Raw genomic sequence first — 15,986 nt, 5'->3', positions numbered from 1 at the left:
GGGTATATAACTACTATATCACCTGCTGTATATTTATATAACAAATAATTGGAGATGATAACGATTATCATACATTTATTGCAGAAATATTATGTTTTAATTCCATATAAAAACAAAAAAAGCCAGTCAATTAGGACTGGCTTTTTAGAAAAAAAATTATGCTGTTAGTAAAAAAAAGAAATATCTATCTGAATATATTTCAATGAACTAACATACTAACCTATCACTAAAATCATTACTTTTCTTTTACTACCCAAGCACCATCAACAAAAAATGCTGCCCACCCGGTCGCCTTACCGTTTTTCTCCGAAGATACATATTGCTGCTTCGTCTTACGGCTAAAACGTACTACTGTTTTATGCCCTTCAGGGTCAGCAACAGGAGCCTTGGCCAGATAGCATAGCTTCTCTGGCAAGCGATCCTTGAACTTGACAAGTTCCTCAACCAGCGGTGCTCGGGTTTCTCGCGATTTGGGGAACGTACTAGCTGCAAGAAATACGCCGGCAGCACCATCGCGCAGAACAAAATAGGCATCCGATTTTTCACATGGCAGTTCAGGCAATGGAACTGGATCTTCTTTCGGTGGGGCGACTTCTCCGCTCCGGAGGATCTTACGGGTGTTTTTGCACTCTTCGCTTGTACATCCCATGTATTTACCGAAACGCCCCATTTTTAAGTGCATTTCTGAACCACATTTATCACACTCAACGATTGGGCCATCATAACCTTTGATTCGGAATTCGCCTTCTTCCACTTCATAACCATCACATGCTGGGTTATTACCACAAACATGTAACTTACGTTGGTTATCAATAAGATAGCTATCCATCGCTGTACCACATTCTTTACAGCGATGGCGGGCACGCAATGCATTAGTTTCCGCCTCATCCCCTTCAAGAATGTTCAGAATTTCGTTTTCCGGGATTAAATTGATGGTTTGCTTGCAACGTTCTTTCGGTGATAGCGTATAGCCAGAGCAGCCAAGAAATACCCCCGTTGTCGCTGTGCGAATACCCATTGGGCGACTACACGTCGGACAATCAATAGAAGTGCTCACCATTGGATTCGGACGCATACCGCCTTCATCAGGATCTTTGCTAGCAACATCAAGCTGTTCACTGAAATTGGTAAAAAACTCGTCCAGTACCCCTTTCCAATTAGCTTCGTTATTGGCGACGTGATCGAGCTGGTCTTCCATTCTTGCGGTAAAATCATAGCTCATTAATTCGTTGAAGTTCTCTTCTAAACGATCATTAACGATTTCACCCATTTTTTCCGCATAAAATCGACGGTTTTCACCCCGCACATAACCACGATCCTGAATAGTTGAAATAATTGATGCATAGGTTGATGGGCGACCAATGCCACGCTTTTCCAACTCTCTGACTAGAGATGCTTCACTGAAACGTGCCGATGGTTTCGTGAAATGCTGGCTTGGGCTCAACTGTTTCAAATCAAGTTCAGTGCCAACTTCAACCACTGGTAAAGTATGATCTTCATCCCCCTTGCGCAATGCTGGCATCACTTTAGTCCAACCATCAAAACGCAATGTACGACCTTTGGCACGGAGTTCAAAATTCCCCGCCTGAATTGTCAGCGTAGTGGAATCGTATTTCGCTGGCATCATTTGACAGGCAATGAACTGGCGCCAGATAAGCTGATACAGTTTTTGTGCATCGGCTTCCATATCTTTTAGTTCTTCCGCCATGACATCTACACTGGAAGGCCGGATAGCTTCATGAGCCTCCTGCGAATTTTCCTTATTGCTATAGATATTGGCCGTTTTTGGCAAATATTTGTCACCAAATTGATCATTGATATAACCACGAACCATGTCCAGTGCATCCTGACTCAAATTAGTCGAGTCTGTGCGCATGTACGTGATGTGTCCTGCTTCATATAACCGCTGTGCCATCATCATCGTTTTCTTGACACCGAACCCAAGCCGCGTACTGGCAGCCTGTTGCAGTGTTGAAGTAATGAATGGCGCGCCCGGTTTACTGGACGTCGGGCGGTCTTCACGATCAAGAACTTTGTATCTGGCTTTTTCAAGCAAGGATACCGCAGCCTGTGTTTGCTGTGCGTTAATGGGCTTGAATGGTTTTCCCCCTTCATGGGTGACTTCCATATGAAGATCAATGTCTCCTTTAGCCATTAAGTCCGCGTGTAATTGCCAGTATTCTTCTGGCACAAAGGCCTTGATTTCACGTTCCCGCTCAACGATAAGGCGAACCGCCACGGATTGAACGCGCCCGGCAGACAGCCCTCTGGCGACTTTCTTCCACAACAGAGGTGAAACCATATAACCCACGACGCGATCCATAAAACGGCGCGCCTGCTGTGCATTTACACGGTCGATATTCAGTTCACCAGGATTGTCGAAAGCCTGAGTGATAGCATTTTTGGTGATCTCATTAAATACAACCCGACTGAAACGAGCCTCTCCTCCACCAATAACCTCTCGTAGGTGCCATGCAATGGCTTCCCCTTCACGGTCAAGATCCGTCGCGAGATAGATATGATCGGCTTTTTCAGCAAGCATTTTCAGTTCTGCGACAACTTTTTCCTTACCAGGCAAAATTTGGTAATCCGCTTCCCAACCGTGATAGGGATCAACTCCCATTCGGTTAACCAGCGCTGTCTTCTCATCCTTTTTCTTTTTATTCTTATCAGTTGATGAGTTCGAACTCTTTTGACTCGCTGCTCCACTGGTCGGCAAATCACGGATATGACCTACACTGGATTTTACAACGTAGTCATTCCCCAGATATTTATTGATTGTTTTGGCTTTTGCCGGGGACTCCACTATAACAAGAGCTTTACCCATAGTTACCTTTACCTAATTATCTTCTTTTCAGATGGCGGAAATCACGGCGTTATGTTGCGATATATAAAATAAATTCTCTTTTTTATATTGCGATAGATTTGCAAGATATCAACTAATTTTTATCCTGTACTTTGCTCAAGCGCAAAAACCTTTGAAATATTTAAGGTATTTTATATACCAGCACATGCCATGCAATTGTATGATTTAACAGTTGTAAACAAAATCTTCCATCTGCATGACGAAAAGCCCACACTCTACCTGATAAAAAACGATGCGCAACAACTTATTTCTCAGAGGAGCATAATCTATGCAAACTGAAACATTGTCCATTAAGTGCTAACAATTACAGGAAAAAGTAAATGAAATCATTAGGAAATACGACGATTTCATTCAGGGAATATATACAGATGATATAGAATAAAAAGGTAAAATGCTCGTTTTTAACGGGGGAATATTTTTTGAATAGTGACAATTTGTCTACTGTGAAAAGCACCGTTGCGTTTAATATTTTTAAACATTTAGCACATAGATTATCCGAAAAATATCATTTAGCAGACGATAAATTTGATCAGGTAATCTCTAACAGATTATTCATTATTGTGCGGGTAATAAGGGAGATCCAAACTGCCACCTTATTACCCTTTATTGTTTTATAACAAATTGATATCTAACGGTTATAGCTTATACCTGAATTATCAGAACAATGGCTTTTCGCCTCTTTGCCACCAGCGCATAAACAATTTATCAACATTCTCCATTGCGCTCCCCATGAAACGTTCTATCACACGTTTACGACGGGAATAGCTGACCCCAATAACTTCACAGTGTTCGATCTGTTCAATCAGGAAATCATCACTAACACCCACATCATCAATTAACCCATTTTCTTTTGCCTGCGTACCATACCAATATTCGCCAGTGGCTACTTTTTCCACATCCAGAGATGGACGATGCTGATAAATAAATGATTTAAATAATTGATGAGTTTCGTTCAGATCTTCTTGAAACTTCTGCCGTCCTTGCTCAGTATTTTCTCCCAGAACAGTCAGAGTACGCTTGTATTCCCCGGCAGTATGCAGTTCTACATCAATATCATTTTTCTTGAGCAATCGGTGGATATTCGGGAGTTGAGCCACAACACCGATAGAACCAATAATCGCAAAAGGGGCAGCAATAATACGATCTGCCACACAAGCCATCATGTAACCACCACTTGCGGCAACTTTATCCACGGCAATCGTCAAACGTATTCCTTTCTGCCGCAAACGAGCCAACTGAGATGCAGCAAGCCCATAACCATGTACCATACCGCCGGGGCTTTCTAAACGTAGTAACACTTCATCTTTGCTATCTGCCACAGCGAGTATGGCACTTATCTCTTCACGGAGAGAATCAACTTCATGGGCATCCATACTGCCTTTAAAATCCAGAACATAAAGGTTCGATTTCTGTAAAACTTTCTGACTCGCTTTAGCCTCTGCCTTTTTCTGCTTGGCATCATTTTTCTGCTGTTTTTTTAACGCCTTTTGCCAAATTTTCTGCTCTGCATCATTCATCCGAGCCTGCTGCATCTGGCGCTGTTTTTCCCTGTATGATTCACCCAGATTGGTCAGACGCAATTCACCTTTCTGCGTGGTTTTACGTACACCCAATCCAATACAAAATACTGCAAGAACGACGACTGCTAATACCACAGTAGCTACTTTGGCCAAGAACAGTCCATATAGAGACAAATACTCCACAGATCCACCTTATCTTCAATTATGATGAACAATATTCTTCATTCTAACTAAAAACCGGAGGCTGTGCTCTAACAGTTTACTTGCATCCTATCTCATCAGAGCTCTGTTCTTTTCTGTCTACCTTGAGCAAATTTGACGGGGGCATTAAGTTTTGTTCTGATGACAGACTTCATGTGTCAGCCTAAAATGGCAGATGTACACGCCTTAAGTAATAGCTTTAAAAAACAGGAAGATAGTCAGATGTTAGATTACCAACCCAATCATGATCTGCTGCAACAGAAAATCATTTTAGTCACCGGTGCCGGAGACGGCATTGGTCGTGAAGCGGCGCTAACTTATGCTCGCTACGGTGCACAGGTTATTTTGCTGGGGCGCACAACAGCAAAACTGGAAGCGGTCAAACAGCAAATCGAAAACGAAGGCGGCTTACCGGTTACCATTTATACAATAGATCTTTTAACCGTGACGGCCGAAGAATGCCAGGCCTTTGCAGATGAACTCACTCAACGTTATCCCCGTTTGGACGGGGTATTGCACAACGCAGGTCTGCTGGGTGTTGTCGCACCTGTCCTAGAACAACCTGTTCAGCTTTGGCATGAAGTCATGCAAGTGAATGTCAACGCGACTTTCATGCTGACTCAGGTGTTAATTCCCCTGTTATTAAAATCCCCCAAAGGCTCTCTGGTATTTACCAGTTCCAGTGTGGGGCGTGTAGGAAGGAGTGGCTGGGGTGCATATGCTGTTTCTAAATTTGCGACAGAAGGTCTAATGCAGGTTTTAGCGCAGGAGTATCAAGAAATCGGCTTGCGTATTAACTGCATTAATCCTGGAGGGACACGCACCGGTATGCGTGCGAGTGCATTTCCTGATGAAAATGCGACCAAATTAAAAATCCCGGCCGAGATCATGCCGATCTACCTCTATCTGATGGGTGATGACAGCCTGAGTGATTCAGGTATCAGCTTTGATGCTCAGCCGGGTCGTAAAGCGGGGCCTGCCAAATAATGCCAATGGATAACGGACAGTACAAAAAAAGACAACAGCGCCTGAAAGAAAAAGTTGATGCCCGTATTGAGGCGGCTCAACAAAAACGAGGGATCGTCATAATATTCACCGGTAATGGTAAAGGGAAAACAACCGCTGCGTTTGGCACAGTCACTCGTACAATCGGCCATGGTCAGCGTGCTGGTGTTATTCAATTTATCAAGGGAACTTGGGAAAGCGGCGAAAGGAACCTGCTGGCACAACAGGGTGTTGAGTTTCATGTCATGGCGACAGGGTTTACATGGGAAACGCAAAACCGTGAAACTGATATCGCAGCCTGCCAAGCTGTATGGCAACATGCCCTGACGATGTTATCCGACTCCTCATTGCAGCTTGTCGTTTTGGATGAGCTGACCTATATGGTCAGTTACAAATATCTTGACCTAATCGATGTACTGACCGCACTTAAACAACGTCCTATCCATCAGTCTGTCATTATTACCGGACGGGGCTGCCATCGTGAATTACTTGAACTTGCAGATACTATTACAGAAATGCGCCCAGTAAAACATGCGTTTGATGCGGGAATAAAAGCTCAGAAAGGGGTTGATTGGTAAGATAGATAAAAAGCCGCTGTTCCAGCCTTGATATAACACTGAAACAGCGACTCCGGAACATTAACGACCTTTAGGTGCCGCTTTTCTTCCTGCATTCTGACGAGAGCTACTTGCAGGGCGTTTCCCCGCTGGACGGGAAGAACCGACCTGAGAATGCCGTTTTACTGCCCGGCGGATCTGATTGGCCTTGATACGGCGTTGGTCACGCTCAACCGCAACTTTGGACATAGTTTCTTCATTTAAATCAACCAGCTGACGTAAATAGTTAGTCTGCTCCAATCCCAATTCTGTCCATCCACCACGTGGTAAACCTTTCGGTAGATCGATATCACCATAACGGACACGGATCAAGCGGCTAACTTGTACACCAACAGCTTCCCACAAACGTCTGACTTCACGGTTACGACCTTCCGTCAATGTCACGTTGTACCACTGGTTGATACCTTCACCACCCTTAAATGAGACTGTTTTAAAGGAGGCAGGCCCATCTTCCAACTGAACGCCTTGTGTCAACTGCCGAAGTTTCGCATTGTCTACTTCACCGAAAACACGAACAGCATATTCACGCTCAACTTCACGGCTTGGATGCATCAGGCGGTTTGCCAGTTCTCCATCCGTCGTAAACAGCAACAGTCCGCAAGTATTGATGTCCAGACGCCCTACGGCAATCCAGCGAGCATCCTGCATTTTGGGCAGGCGATCAAACACAGTTGGACGCCCTTCAGGATCATGTCGAGTACACAGTTCACCTTCAGGCTTATAATAAGCCAGAACGCGACAAATCGTTTTTTGTGGTTCTTTGATACTTAAGATACGCCCATCAAGGCGAATTTTTATGGAAGGTTTGACTTCGATGCGATCACCCAACGTTGCGGTCTTGCCATCGATGCTAATCCGCCCCTCTTGGATATAGCCCTCAATTTCGCGGCGAGAACCATGACCAGCACGCGCGAGAATTTTTTGTAACTTTTCTGTTCTTTCTGTTTTTTGCGTTTTTTGTGTTTTATCGCTCATTGAGCAACCTCTGTTGTCGCCTTCACAGGCGTCGTGTCATAAAATAAAAATGTGAATCATTCACCTTATAGAAAAGGCGTTACATCCCCTTCACCTTCGCGCAGAACCGCCGGAGAATCTCCGGTCAAATCAATTACTGTCGTCGGTTGCTGCCCAAGATAACCACCGTGAATAATTAAATCAACCTGTTTACCCAGTACATCCTTAATCTCTTCTGGATCAGACTCCGCAAAATCATTTCCGGGTAAAATCAAGCTACATGACATCAGTGGCTCTCTCATTCCTTCCAGTAATGCCAAAGCAATAGGATTAGAAGGAACACGTAGGCCGATAGTTTTACGTTTTTCGTTCATCAAACGACGGGGAACGTCTTTCGTCGCCTGTAAAATAAAAGTGTAATTACCGGGCGTATTATTTTTTATCAATCTGAATGCCTGATTATCCACATGCGCATAAGTCGCAATTTCAGAAAGATCACGGCACATCAGGGTAAAATTGTGGCGTCCATCCAATTGACGAATACGGCATATGCGTGTCATGGCATCCTTGTTTTCAAGGCAGCACCCAATAGCGTAACCTGAATCAGTTGGATAAATAACAACCCCACCCTTTTTTAACATATCTACACTCTGCCCAATTAAGCGGGATTGTGGGTTGTCAGGATGAATATAAAAAAACTGGCTCACAAGTATAACCTCTTACTTTATGCAGCCCCTAGCGTGACCAATCATGCCATATCGGTATTACATCACCGGGTAACCACAAATTGCGCCCTAGCTCTATCCATGAACAGGGTTGGTGAAAATCCGATCCTAATGATACTTTAAGTCCATATTCCTTTGCCAATTGACCAAGTTGTTGCCTTTCATTAGGTGCCTGCTGACACTGCGCAACTTCCATTGCATCACCGCCATGCTGTTGAAACCAGGCTATCAAACGCTTCAGCCATTTCATCGACAAATCATACCTGCCCGGGTGGGCAATCACAGCCTGCCCCCCTGCTTGATGAATAGTTTCAATAGCCTGCTCAATTGTACACCATTGAGCAGGGACATAACCGATTTTTCCCTTCGCCAGATATTTTTTGAATACTTTCGGGATTGTCGGTTCAACTCCCGCTTCAATCAAATAACGGGCAAAATGCCCGCGAGTGACCTGCCCTCCATTTGCCAAGCGGGAGGCACCTTCCCAGGCATCAGGGATACCCACCTTAGCAAGGCGTTGTCCAATTTCAATACCACGCTGTTTTCTCAACGTTACCTGATTGGAGAGAAAATTTGTCAAAAAAACGCAATCAGTATCGATATTCAGAGCGACAATATGGATTTCAAAATTCTCCCATAATGTCGAAATTTCAACGCCAGCCACCAGCGACAGTGGTAAATTCTGTTGCTGAATATATACACGAGCAGGCGGAATACCATCCGTAGTGTCATGATCGGTGATTGCCAGTACGTTGATACCCATAGAAACCGCTCTATCCACAAGCTGCTCTGGTGATAAAACTCCATCTGAAGCGGTTGTATGGCTATGTAAATCATAGCGCTTTATCATGTCATTGGTTACGGTCATCACCCTCTAATCCTCAATCCTACAGCAGCCCCTATTCTATCCCACTTCATTCTATCTTTTTAATTTGGTTTATAAACAGGATCTTTAGCACCAACACCCTATTTTTGTATATCTTCCATTAATACTTTCGTGTCATAGCCATCTATTCCATATTCCATCAAAAGATATCACGGATATGACACACAGACATGGCCACAGAAAGAAATAAGAAATTCAGTAAAAATGATTGACAAGCGAATTTTGATCCAGTTTACTAGTACGAAGGTTGGCAGGAACACATGGCCATTATTCCATTTAACAAATGAGGCGCTGGAGATGATCATACTTATGAAAGCAATCCGTTGGTGGCAAAACTTCCCATTCAGGGCGGTTGAATCACGCACATAAGTATCGATACGAAAGTGCAAAAACCCGCTCTAAAAAGCGGGTTTTTTTATAACTATGTTTATGTGGATGAAAGTGGAAAAGGGGAAAGTATGACGGATCTAAACCTTAAGATTTCAATCAAGCAAGTAGACACTGTTTACCAAACAGACCCAACTCTACTTTTCAATCAGCTTTGTGGTAATCGTTCAGCCACGTTATTGCTGGAATCGGCTGAAATAAGCAGCAAGAAGAATTTGAAAAGCCTGTTAATCATCGACAGTGCCATGAGAATTACAGCCAACGAACAACAAGTCACTTTTGAGGCCCTCACCGAAAATGGCCGAAATCTACTACCTATACTCACCGATTTACTCTCAGCAAAAGCCCAACTACATGTTGGATTACATATTCTCCAAGCACAGTTTCCCGCCACCAGGCACAATCTGGATGAAGACAGTCGCTTAAAGGCCGATTCCATTTTCGATGCATTGCGGGCACTAATGACATTATCCTCCCTTTCTGGAACTCCAGACGCAATTTTCGTGGGTGGACTGTTTGCTTACGATTTAGTTGCAGGATTTGAACCGCTTCCCAAGGTCAAAACTCATCAACGTTGCCCTGATTTCTGTTTTTATCTCGCAGAAATGCTATTAGTGGTCGACCATCGAAATAAACACGCATTCTTACAAACGTCACTGTTTGGTGAATCAGATTCAGAAAAACAGCGTCTTCATGACCGCCTGACCACATTAACTGCTGCTATTTTGGAACCCGGCCAACCACTTGAATCTGTGAAATTACCAGACATGACCATTGCCTGTAATCAAAGTGATGACCAATATGCAGATATCGTGCAACAATTACAGCAATCCATCCGTCAAGGCGACATTTTTCAGGCAGTTCCGTCACGGCGTTTCACCTTACCCTGTCCTTCCCCACTCAATGCTTACCAAACGCTGAAACATCAAAACCCTAGTCCTTACATGTTCTTCATGCAGGATCAGGACTTTTGTCTGTTTGGTGCTTCTCCAGAAAGCGCCCTTAAATATGATACCAGTAGTCGTCAGATTGAAATCTACCCAATAGCCGGAACACGTCCCCGTGGACGCAATGCCAACGGCACACTGGATGCCGATCTGGATAGCCGGATTGAACTGGAAATGCGTACAGATGCCAAAGAGCTGTCTGAACACTTAATGCTGGTTGATCTAGCTCGCAACGATTTAGCACGCATTTGTGAACCGGGTAGCCGCTATGTGGCAGATTTAACCAAAGTTGATCGCTATTCGTTTGTCATGCATCTCGTTTCTCGTGTCGTAGGCACACTCCGCCACGATCTGGATGTCTTTCATGCTTATCAAGCGTGCATGAATATGGGCACATTGACAGGAGCCCCAAAAGTTCGGGCGATGCAACTCATTGCACAACATGAAGGTGAACGACGTGGCAGTTATGGTGGTGCGGTCGGTTATTTCACTGGTAAGGGGGATTTTGATACGTGCATTGTGATTCGCTCTGCCTATGTAGAAAACGGCATAGCTGTCGTTCAAGTAGGTGCTGGCATTGTTTTAGATTCCATTCCCGAATCAGAAATCGATGAAACTCACAGTAAAGCCAGAGCCGTTATTCGTGCGATTATTCAGGCACACAAAGCGGAGGTGATATTCTAATGGCAAATATTCTTCTGCTCGATAATGTTGATTCGTTTACCTATAACCTCGTGGATCAACTGCGTGTCGGTGATCATCAGGTCGTTATCTACCGCAATACGGTGTCAACAGAAACAATCATGGCACAGCTTAGTCAGATGAAATCACCGCTTCTAATGTTATCACCCGGCCCGGGAAAGCCGGCAGATGCTGGCTGTATGCCCCAGTTACTCAAACGTATTATTAGCCAAATTCCTGTGATTGGGATATGTCTTGGACACCAAGCGATTATTGAAGCTTATGGTGGAACAATCTCTGCCGCCAGAGAAATTCTGCACGGAAAGTCTACTCTGGCCACTCATGATGGGCAGGCCATGTTTTCCGGCCTAATCAACCCTCTGCCCGTTGCCCGTTATCATTCCCTTACGGGGATAAATATTCCCGACACGCTGGTGGTCTCAGCTTCTTGTGGTGATACAGTGATGGCGGTACGTCATGACAGGCACAAAGTCTGTGGGTTCCAGTTCCATCCTGAATCCATCCTGACCACACAGGGAGCTAAATTACTTGAACAAACTCTGGCATGGGTACAGGAATAATAAGGAATAGGAAAATGCAGTTAATTTTCGAAAAATTGTTCAGTGCCCAAACACTGACACAACAAGAAAGCCAGCAATTATTTACCGCAATTGTTTGCGGTGAACTGAGTGACGCTCAATTGGCGGCTGTACTGGTCAGCATGAAACTGCACGGCGAGCAGCCACAAGAAATTGCGGGTGCGGCGCAGGCATTATTGGCGAATGCCTCACCCTTTCCACGTCCTGATTACACATTCTGCGATATCGTAGGTACAGGCGGAGATGGGACAAACAGCATCAATATTTCCACAACCAGCGCATTTGTCGCGGCAGCCTGTGGCCTTAAAGTAGCAAAACATGGAAATCGCAGTACCTCCAGCCGTTCGGGATCATCCGATTTACTGACCGCGTTTGGCATCGCATTAAATGCCAGTGCCGAGGATTCACGCAGTGCGCTGGATGAAATCGGTGTTTGTTTTCTGTTCGCTCCACAATATCACAGTGGATTCCGCCATGTTGTACAGGTTCGCCAACAGTTGAAAGTTCGCACATTATTTAATGTACTCGGTCCATTGATCAACCCGGCACGTCCCCCGCTGACACTGATTGGCGTTTACAGCCCCGAACTGGTGGCTCCCATCGCCCATACCTTGCAGGTATTGGGCTATCAGCGTGCCGCAGTTGTGCATAGTGGAGGAATGGATGAAGTTGCCTTACATGCCCCCACTCTCGTTGCGGAGCTAAATCATGGTGAAATTATCCAATATCAATTAACCGCAAAAGATTTTGGATTACCGAACTATCCAATATCTTCACTGAAAGGGGGATCACCGGAAGAAAATTGCGATATGTTGAGACTATTACTACAAGGTCGTGGACAAAAAGCGCATGTTGATGCCGTTGCCGCAAATGTAGCTCTCTTGATGAAAGTCCACGGACAAGAAAATCTACGGGAAAATACTCAACTGGCATTAAATACGATTTACAGCGGTCAAGCCTACGAAAAAGTGACCGCATTAGCGGCAAGGATTTAATCATGAAGAACAACATATTACAGAAGATTGTTGATGATAAGGCAGCATATCTGGCCAAACGCAAAGCAGAGCAGCCATTGGAAAGCTTTATTGATTCCCTTGTGCCGAGCCATCGTCAGTTTTATCAGGCACTGAGCCATAAGCAAACAGTTTTTATTCTGGAATGTAAAAAAGCTTCCCCTTCAAAAGGATTAATTTGTACCGATTTCGATCCGGTTCGCATTGCTAAAACTTACCAACCTTACGCTGCCGCAATTTCTGTGCTGACAGATGAAAAATATTTCCAGGGCAACTATGATTTTCTCCGCATGGTTAGCTCTGCGGTACACCAGCCAGTTTTGTGCAAAGATTTCATCATTGATGCCTATCAGGTTTATCTGGCTCGTTATTATCAGGCCGATGCCATTTTGTTAATGCTTTCGGTGATTAATGATGAGACTTATCGTGAACTATCCGCACTGGCACACAGCCTTGATATGGGCGTATTGACGGAAGTCAGTACCGAAGATGAACGTCGCCGGGCAATTGTGCTGGGAGCAAAAGTCATCGGCATTAACAATCGAGATCTGCGTGATCTGTCCATAGATTTAGATCGCACTCGCAGGCTGGCAACTGATTTACCAGAAGGCACCATTATCATCAGCGAATCGGGCATCAGCCAGCATCAACAGGTACGTGAATTAAGCCGATTTGCCCACGGTTTCCTGATAGGCAGTGCTTTAATGGTACAGTCAGATTTAGATCTCGCCTTGCGTCGGTTGATTCTGGGTGACAATAAAATCTGTGGTCTTACCCGTCCACAAGATGCCAAAACTGCATTACAGGCCGGTGCTGTTTATGGTGGCTTAATTTTCGCAGAAAAATCACCGCGCAAAATTAATCTGCAACAAGCCCAGCAGATCATCAATGAAGCTCCCCTGCAATATGTTGGCGTATTTCAAAACCAACCATTAGATTTTGTCAGTGGTATCGCCCGACAACTTTCATTGAATGCAGTTCAGTTGCATGGCAATGAAGATAAAAACTACATCAATGCACTTCGTCCTTTACTACCTGAATATTGTGAGATTTGGAAAGCTATTGATATGTCAAAGGCTACAGAATTTTCCGAAATATCCAATATCGACCATTTATTGCTGGATAATGGGGCGGGAGGAACAGGGAAAACCTTTGACTGGCAATCAATCGATCAGCGTTTTCAACGTAACAGCATGCTGGCCGGTGGATTAAATCCTGAAAACTGCCAACAGGCAGCAGCGCTAGGATGTTATGGACTAGATTTTAATTCTGGTGTCGAAACAAGCGTTGGCATCAAAAACAGTCAAAAAATCAAACTAATATTCCAACAATTACGCTGTTATCACTAACCTTACAAACAGAAAACGGATGATGCGAATAATGAGTAAACTGAATCCTTATTTTGGTGACTTTGGTGGGCAGTTTGTTCCCCAAATCTTGATCCCCGCACTTGATCAGTTAGAAGAAGTATTTATTGAGGCGCAAAACGATCCTGAATTTCAACAAACCTTTCAAGATCTACTGAAAAACTACGCAGGCCGTCCGACCGCCTTAACCTTATGCCAGAACCTGACCAAAGGCACAAAAAGTCGTCTGTATTTAAAACGGGAAGATTTGCTCCACGGTGGTGCGCACAAAACCAATCAGGTATTAGGACAGGCATTGCTGGCAAAGCGAATGGGTAAAAACGAAATCATTGCCGAGACTGGAGCCGGTCAGCATGGTGTGGCAACCGCACTAGCCTGTGCACTTTTGGGGCTAAAATGCCGTATTTACATGGGAGCCAAAGATATTGAACGCCAATCCCCCAATGTCTTTCGTATGCGTCTGATGGGCGCTGAAGTCATTCCTGTTCACAGTGGTGCCGCAACCCTGAAAGACGCCTGCAACGAGGCCATGCGTGACTGGGCTGGTTGCTATGACAAAGCCCATTATTTGCTGGGAACCGCCGCCGGCCCCCATCCTTATCCAACGATAGTGCGTGAATTTCAACGAATGATCGGCGAGGAAGCCAAGGCACAGATTATGGAAAAAGAGGGGCGTTTACCCGATGCCGTTATCGCCTGTATTGGCGGCGGCTCAAATGCCATTGGCCTGTTCGCTGAATTCATTCCAGAAACTAATGTTCGCCTGATTGGTGTCGAACCGGCAGGACATGGTATCGAAACCGGAGAACATGGTGCGCCATTGAAACATGGCAAGCTAGGGATCTACTTCGGCATGAAATCTCCGATCATGCAGACGGAAGACGGGCAAATTGAAGAATCTTACTCTATTTCCGCCGGCCTGGATTTTCCTTCTGTCGGCCCCCAACACGCTTACCTAAACAATATTGGACGCGCTGATTATGTTTCAGTCACTGACGATGAGGCAATTGACGCATTCAAGGCTCTGTCGCACAACGAAGGCATCATTCCCGCGTTAGAGTCCTCACATGCACTTGCCCACGCCTTGAAAATGATCCATCAGGCTCCTGATAAAGAACAATTATTGATTGTTAATTTATCTGGTCGTGGCGACAAAGACATCTTTACCGTACACGATATTTTGCAATCCAGGGGGGAAATCTGATGGAACGTTATGAGCAGCTATTTAAAAAACTAGAAAACCAAAACCAGGGCGCTTTTGTTCCTTTTGTCACCTTGGGCGATCCTAATCCTGAGTTATCTCTGGAGATTATTGATGCACTTATCGCTGGCGGAGCGGATGCGCTGGAATTAGGCATTCCATTTTCCGATCCTCTCGCTGATGGCCCTACCATCCAAAATGCGAATTTACGGGCATTATCTTCCAATGTTACATCTGCATTGTGTTTTGAGCTGCTGTCTCAAATCCGAACCAAATATCCTGATATCCCGATTGGATTGCTGATGTATGCAAATCTGGTTTTTCACAATGGGATCGATGAATTTTATCGCTGCTGTAAAAATGCCGGCGTCGACTCTGTTTTGATCGCTGACGTACCGTTATCAGAATCGCGTAATTTCCGCTCAGCTGCACTGAAATATGACATTGCTCCGATATTCATTTGCCCACCAAATGCAGATGATGATCTACTGCGTGAAATAGCAGTATGTGGGCGGGGTTACACTTATCTGCTGTCAAGAGCCGGGATCACTGGAACTCAGAACCGGGCTGAATATCCACTAACGCATCTGGTTAATAAACTCAAAGAGTATCATGCCGCTCCTGCACTACAAGGTTTTGGCATATCAGAGCCTGCACAAGTCACATCAGTACTCGATAGCGGCGCGGCTGGCGCTATTTCCGGCTCCGCTGTGGTAAAAATCATTGAAGATAATTTAAACCAGCCCCAAATTATGCTGGAAAAACTGGAGACGTTTGTCCGCACCATGAAAACCGCGACACAACGTTAATTTTCCCCCTTCCCTCATCAATAGATGATGGGGGAAGCTATTGCCGCCAACCTTTCACCATCCGAAAATAAATATTTCCCCCTATCATTTGTAGATTTTCCTGTTTTCAACAATACTTTCTGAGTACGGGTATGACACAATGGCATGATACTTAAAGTAAAAATGAGAATAATGTTTCGATAAATAAACATTGTTATTGAGAACAACG

At 44.7% G+C, this 15,986-nt stretch carries 14 protein-coding genes and 1 other annotated feature; of the genes, 9 read left to right on the top strand and 5 right to left on the bottom strand.

Annotated elements, in window-relative coordinates; translation table 11 throughout:
• Nucleotides 1-235: 235 nt before the first annotated feature.
• The gene (topA, locus tag XBJ1_RS09695; protein ID WP_012988731.1) at nucleotides 236-2,827 is read right to left on the bottom strand and encodes a type I DNA topoisomerase; all 2,592 of its coding nucleotides are present in this window, start codon (nucleotides 2,825-2,827) and stop codon (nucleotides 236-238) included.
• A 482-nt stretch (nucleotides 2,828-3,309) separates the two neighbouring features.
• Between topA and XBJ1_RS23005 the strand changes: the two genes are divergently transcribed.
• Nucleotides 3,310-3,483, top strand: coding sequence for a DUF2498 family protein (locus tag XBJ1_RS23005; RefSeq protein ID WP_419184851.1), 174 nt, complete (start codon nucleotides 3,310-3,312; stop codon nucleotides 3,481-3,483).
• A gap of 39 nt (nucleotides 3,484-3,522) precedes the next feature.
• On the opposite strand, the gene sohB is transcribed toward XBJ1_RS23005, so the two are convergent.
• Nucleotides 3,523-4,569: a protease SohB gene (gene sohB / locus XBJ1_RS09690; RefSeq protein WP_012988727.1), complete on the bottom strand. Its 1,047-nt coding sequence runs from the start codon at nucleotides 4,567-4,569 to the stop codon at nucleotides 3,523-3,525.
• Nucleotides 4,570-4,809: 240 nt separating this feature from the next.
• Here sohB and XBJ1_RS09685 point away from each other — a divergent pair, with 240 nt between their 5' ends.
• Together XBJ1_RS09685 and cobO are read left to right on the top strand one after the other, a co-directional pair.
• A complete protein-coding gene (locus XBJ1_RS09685) occupies nucleotides 4,810-5,574 on the top strand; it encodes a YciK family oxidoreductase (protein ID WP_012988726.1) in 765 nt (254 codons plus the stop codon).
• On the top strand, nucleotides 5,574-6,170 hold the full coding sequence (gene cobO / locus XBJ1_RS09680) for a cob(I)yrinic acid a,c-diamide adenosyltransferase (protein ID WP_012988725.1): 597 nt from the start codon (nucleotides 5,574-5,576) through the stop codon (nucleotides 6,168-6,170). Before XBJ1_RS09685 ends, cobO begins: the two co-directional genes overlap by 1 nt.
• A 60-nt stretch (nucleotides 6,171-6,230) precedes the next feature.
• Here cobO and rluB read toward each other — a convergent pair whose 3' ends face one another.
• From rluB to rnm, 3 genes are all read right to left on the bottom strand, one after another.
• Nucleotides 6,231-7,184: a 23S rRNA pseudouridine(2605) synthase RluB gene (rluB, locus tag XBJ1_RS09675; RefSeq protein WP_012988724.1), complete on the bottom strand. Its 954-nt coding sequence runs from the start codon at nucleotides 7,182-7,184 to the stop codon at nucleotides 6,231-6,233.
• A 65-nt stretch (nucleotides 7,185-7,249) separates the two neighbouring features.
• Entirely contained in the window at nucleotides 7,250-7,870 is a 621-nt protein-coding gene (locus XBJ1_RS09670) for an L-threonylcarbamoyladenylate synthase (RefSeq protein ID WP_012988723.1), read from the bottom strand.
• A gap of 28 nt (nucleotides 7,871-7,898) precedes the next feature.
• Entirely contained in the window at nucleotides 7,899-8,756 is an 858-nt protein-coding gene (gene rnm / locus XBJ1_RS09665) for an RNase RNM (protein ID WP_012988722.1), read from the bottom strand.
• A gap of 336 nt (nucleotides 8,757-9,092) precedes the next feature.
• Nucleotides 9,093-9,193 (top strand) — a sequence feature (Trp leader region).
• Nucleotides 9,194-9,232: 39 nt separating this feature from the next.
• Between rnm and XBJ1_RS09660 the strand changes: the two genes are divergently transcribed.
• Genes XBJ1_RS09660 through trpA form a run of 6 tightly spaced genes read left to right on the top strand, consistent with a single transcriptional unit; the run spans nucleotide 9,233 to nucleotide 15,778 of the window.
• Nucleotides 9,233-10,792, top strand: a complete 1,560-nt coding sequence (locus XBJ1_RS09660) for an anthranilate synthase component 1 (protein ID WP_012988721.1) — start codon at nucleotides 9,233-9,235, stop codon at nucleotides 10,790-10,792.
• Nucleotides 10,792-11,370, top strand: a complete 579-nt coding sequence (locus tag XBJ1_RS09655) for a glutamine amidotransferase-related protein (RefSeq protein ID WP_012988720.1) — start codon at nucleotides 10,792-10,794, stop codon at nucleotides 11,368-11,370. The genes XBJ1_RS09660 and XBJ1_RS09655 overlap by 1 nt, the downstream gene beginning before the upstream one ends.
• Nucleotides 11,371-11,384: 14 nt before the next feature.
• Nucleotides 11,385-12,383, top strand: a complete 999-nt coding sequence (gene trpD, locus XBJ1_RS09650; RefSeq protein WP_012988719.1) for an anthranilate phosphoribosyltransferase — start codon at nucleotides 11,385-11,387, stop codon at nucleotides 12,381-12,383.
• A 2-nt stretch (nucleotides 12,384-12,385) separates the two neighbouring features.
• Nucleotides 12,386-13,750 (top strand): bifunctional indole-3-glycerol-phosphate synthase TrpC/phosphoribosylanthranilate isomerase TrpF, encoded by a 1,365-nt coding sequence (gene trpCF, locus XBJ1_RS09645; RefSeq protein WP_012988718.1) that lies wholly within the window; start codon nucleotides 12,386-12,388, stop codon nucleotides 13,748-13,750.
• A 31-nt stretch (nucleotides 13,751-13,781) separates the two neighbouring features.
• Entirely contained in the window at nucleotides 13,782-14,972 is a 1,191-nt protein-coding gene (gene trpB, locus XBJ1_RS09640; protein ID WP_012988717.1) for a tryptophan synthase subunit beta, read from the top strand.
• The gene (trpA, locus tag XBJ1_RS09635; RefSeq protein WP_012988716.1) at nucleotides 14,972-15,778 is read left to right on the top strand and encodes a tryptophan synthase subunit alpha; all 807 of its coding nucleotides are present in this window, start codon (nucleotides 14,972-14,974) and stop codon (nucleotides 15,776-15,778) included. Before trpB ends, trpA begins: the two co-directional genes overlap by 1 nt.
• Nucleotides 15,779-15,986 lie beyond the last annotated feature (208 nt).

It is taken from the genome of Xenorhabdus bovienii SS-2004, from assembly GCF_000027225.1.
Classification (GTDB): domain Bacteria; phylum Pseudomonadota; class Gammaproteobacteria; order Enterobacterales; family Enterobacteriaceae; genus Xenorhabdus; species Xenorhabdus bovienii_C.
Note: the sequence above shows the minus strand (reverse complement) of the source record. Positions and strands in the feature narration are given on the sequence as shown.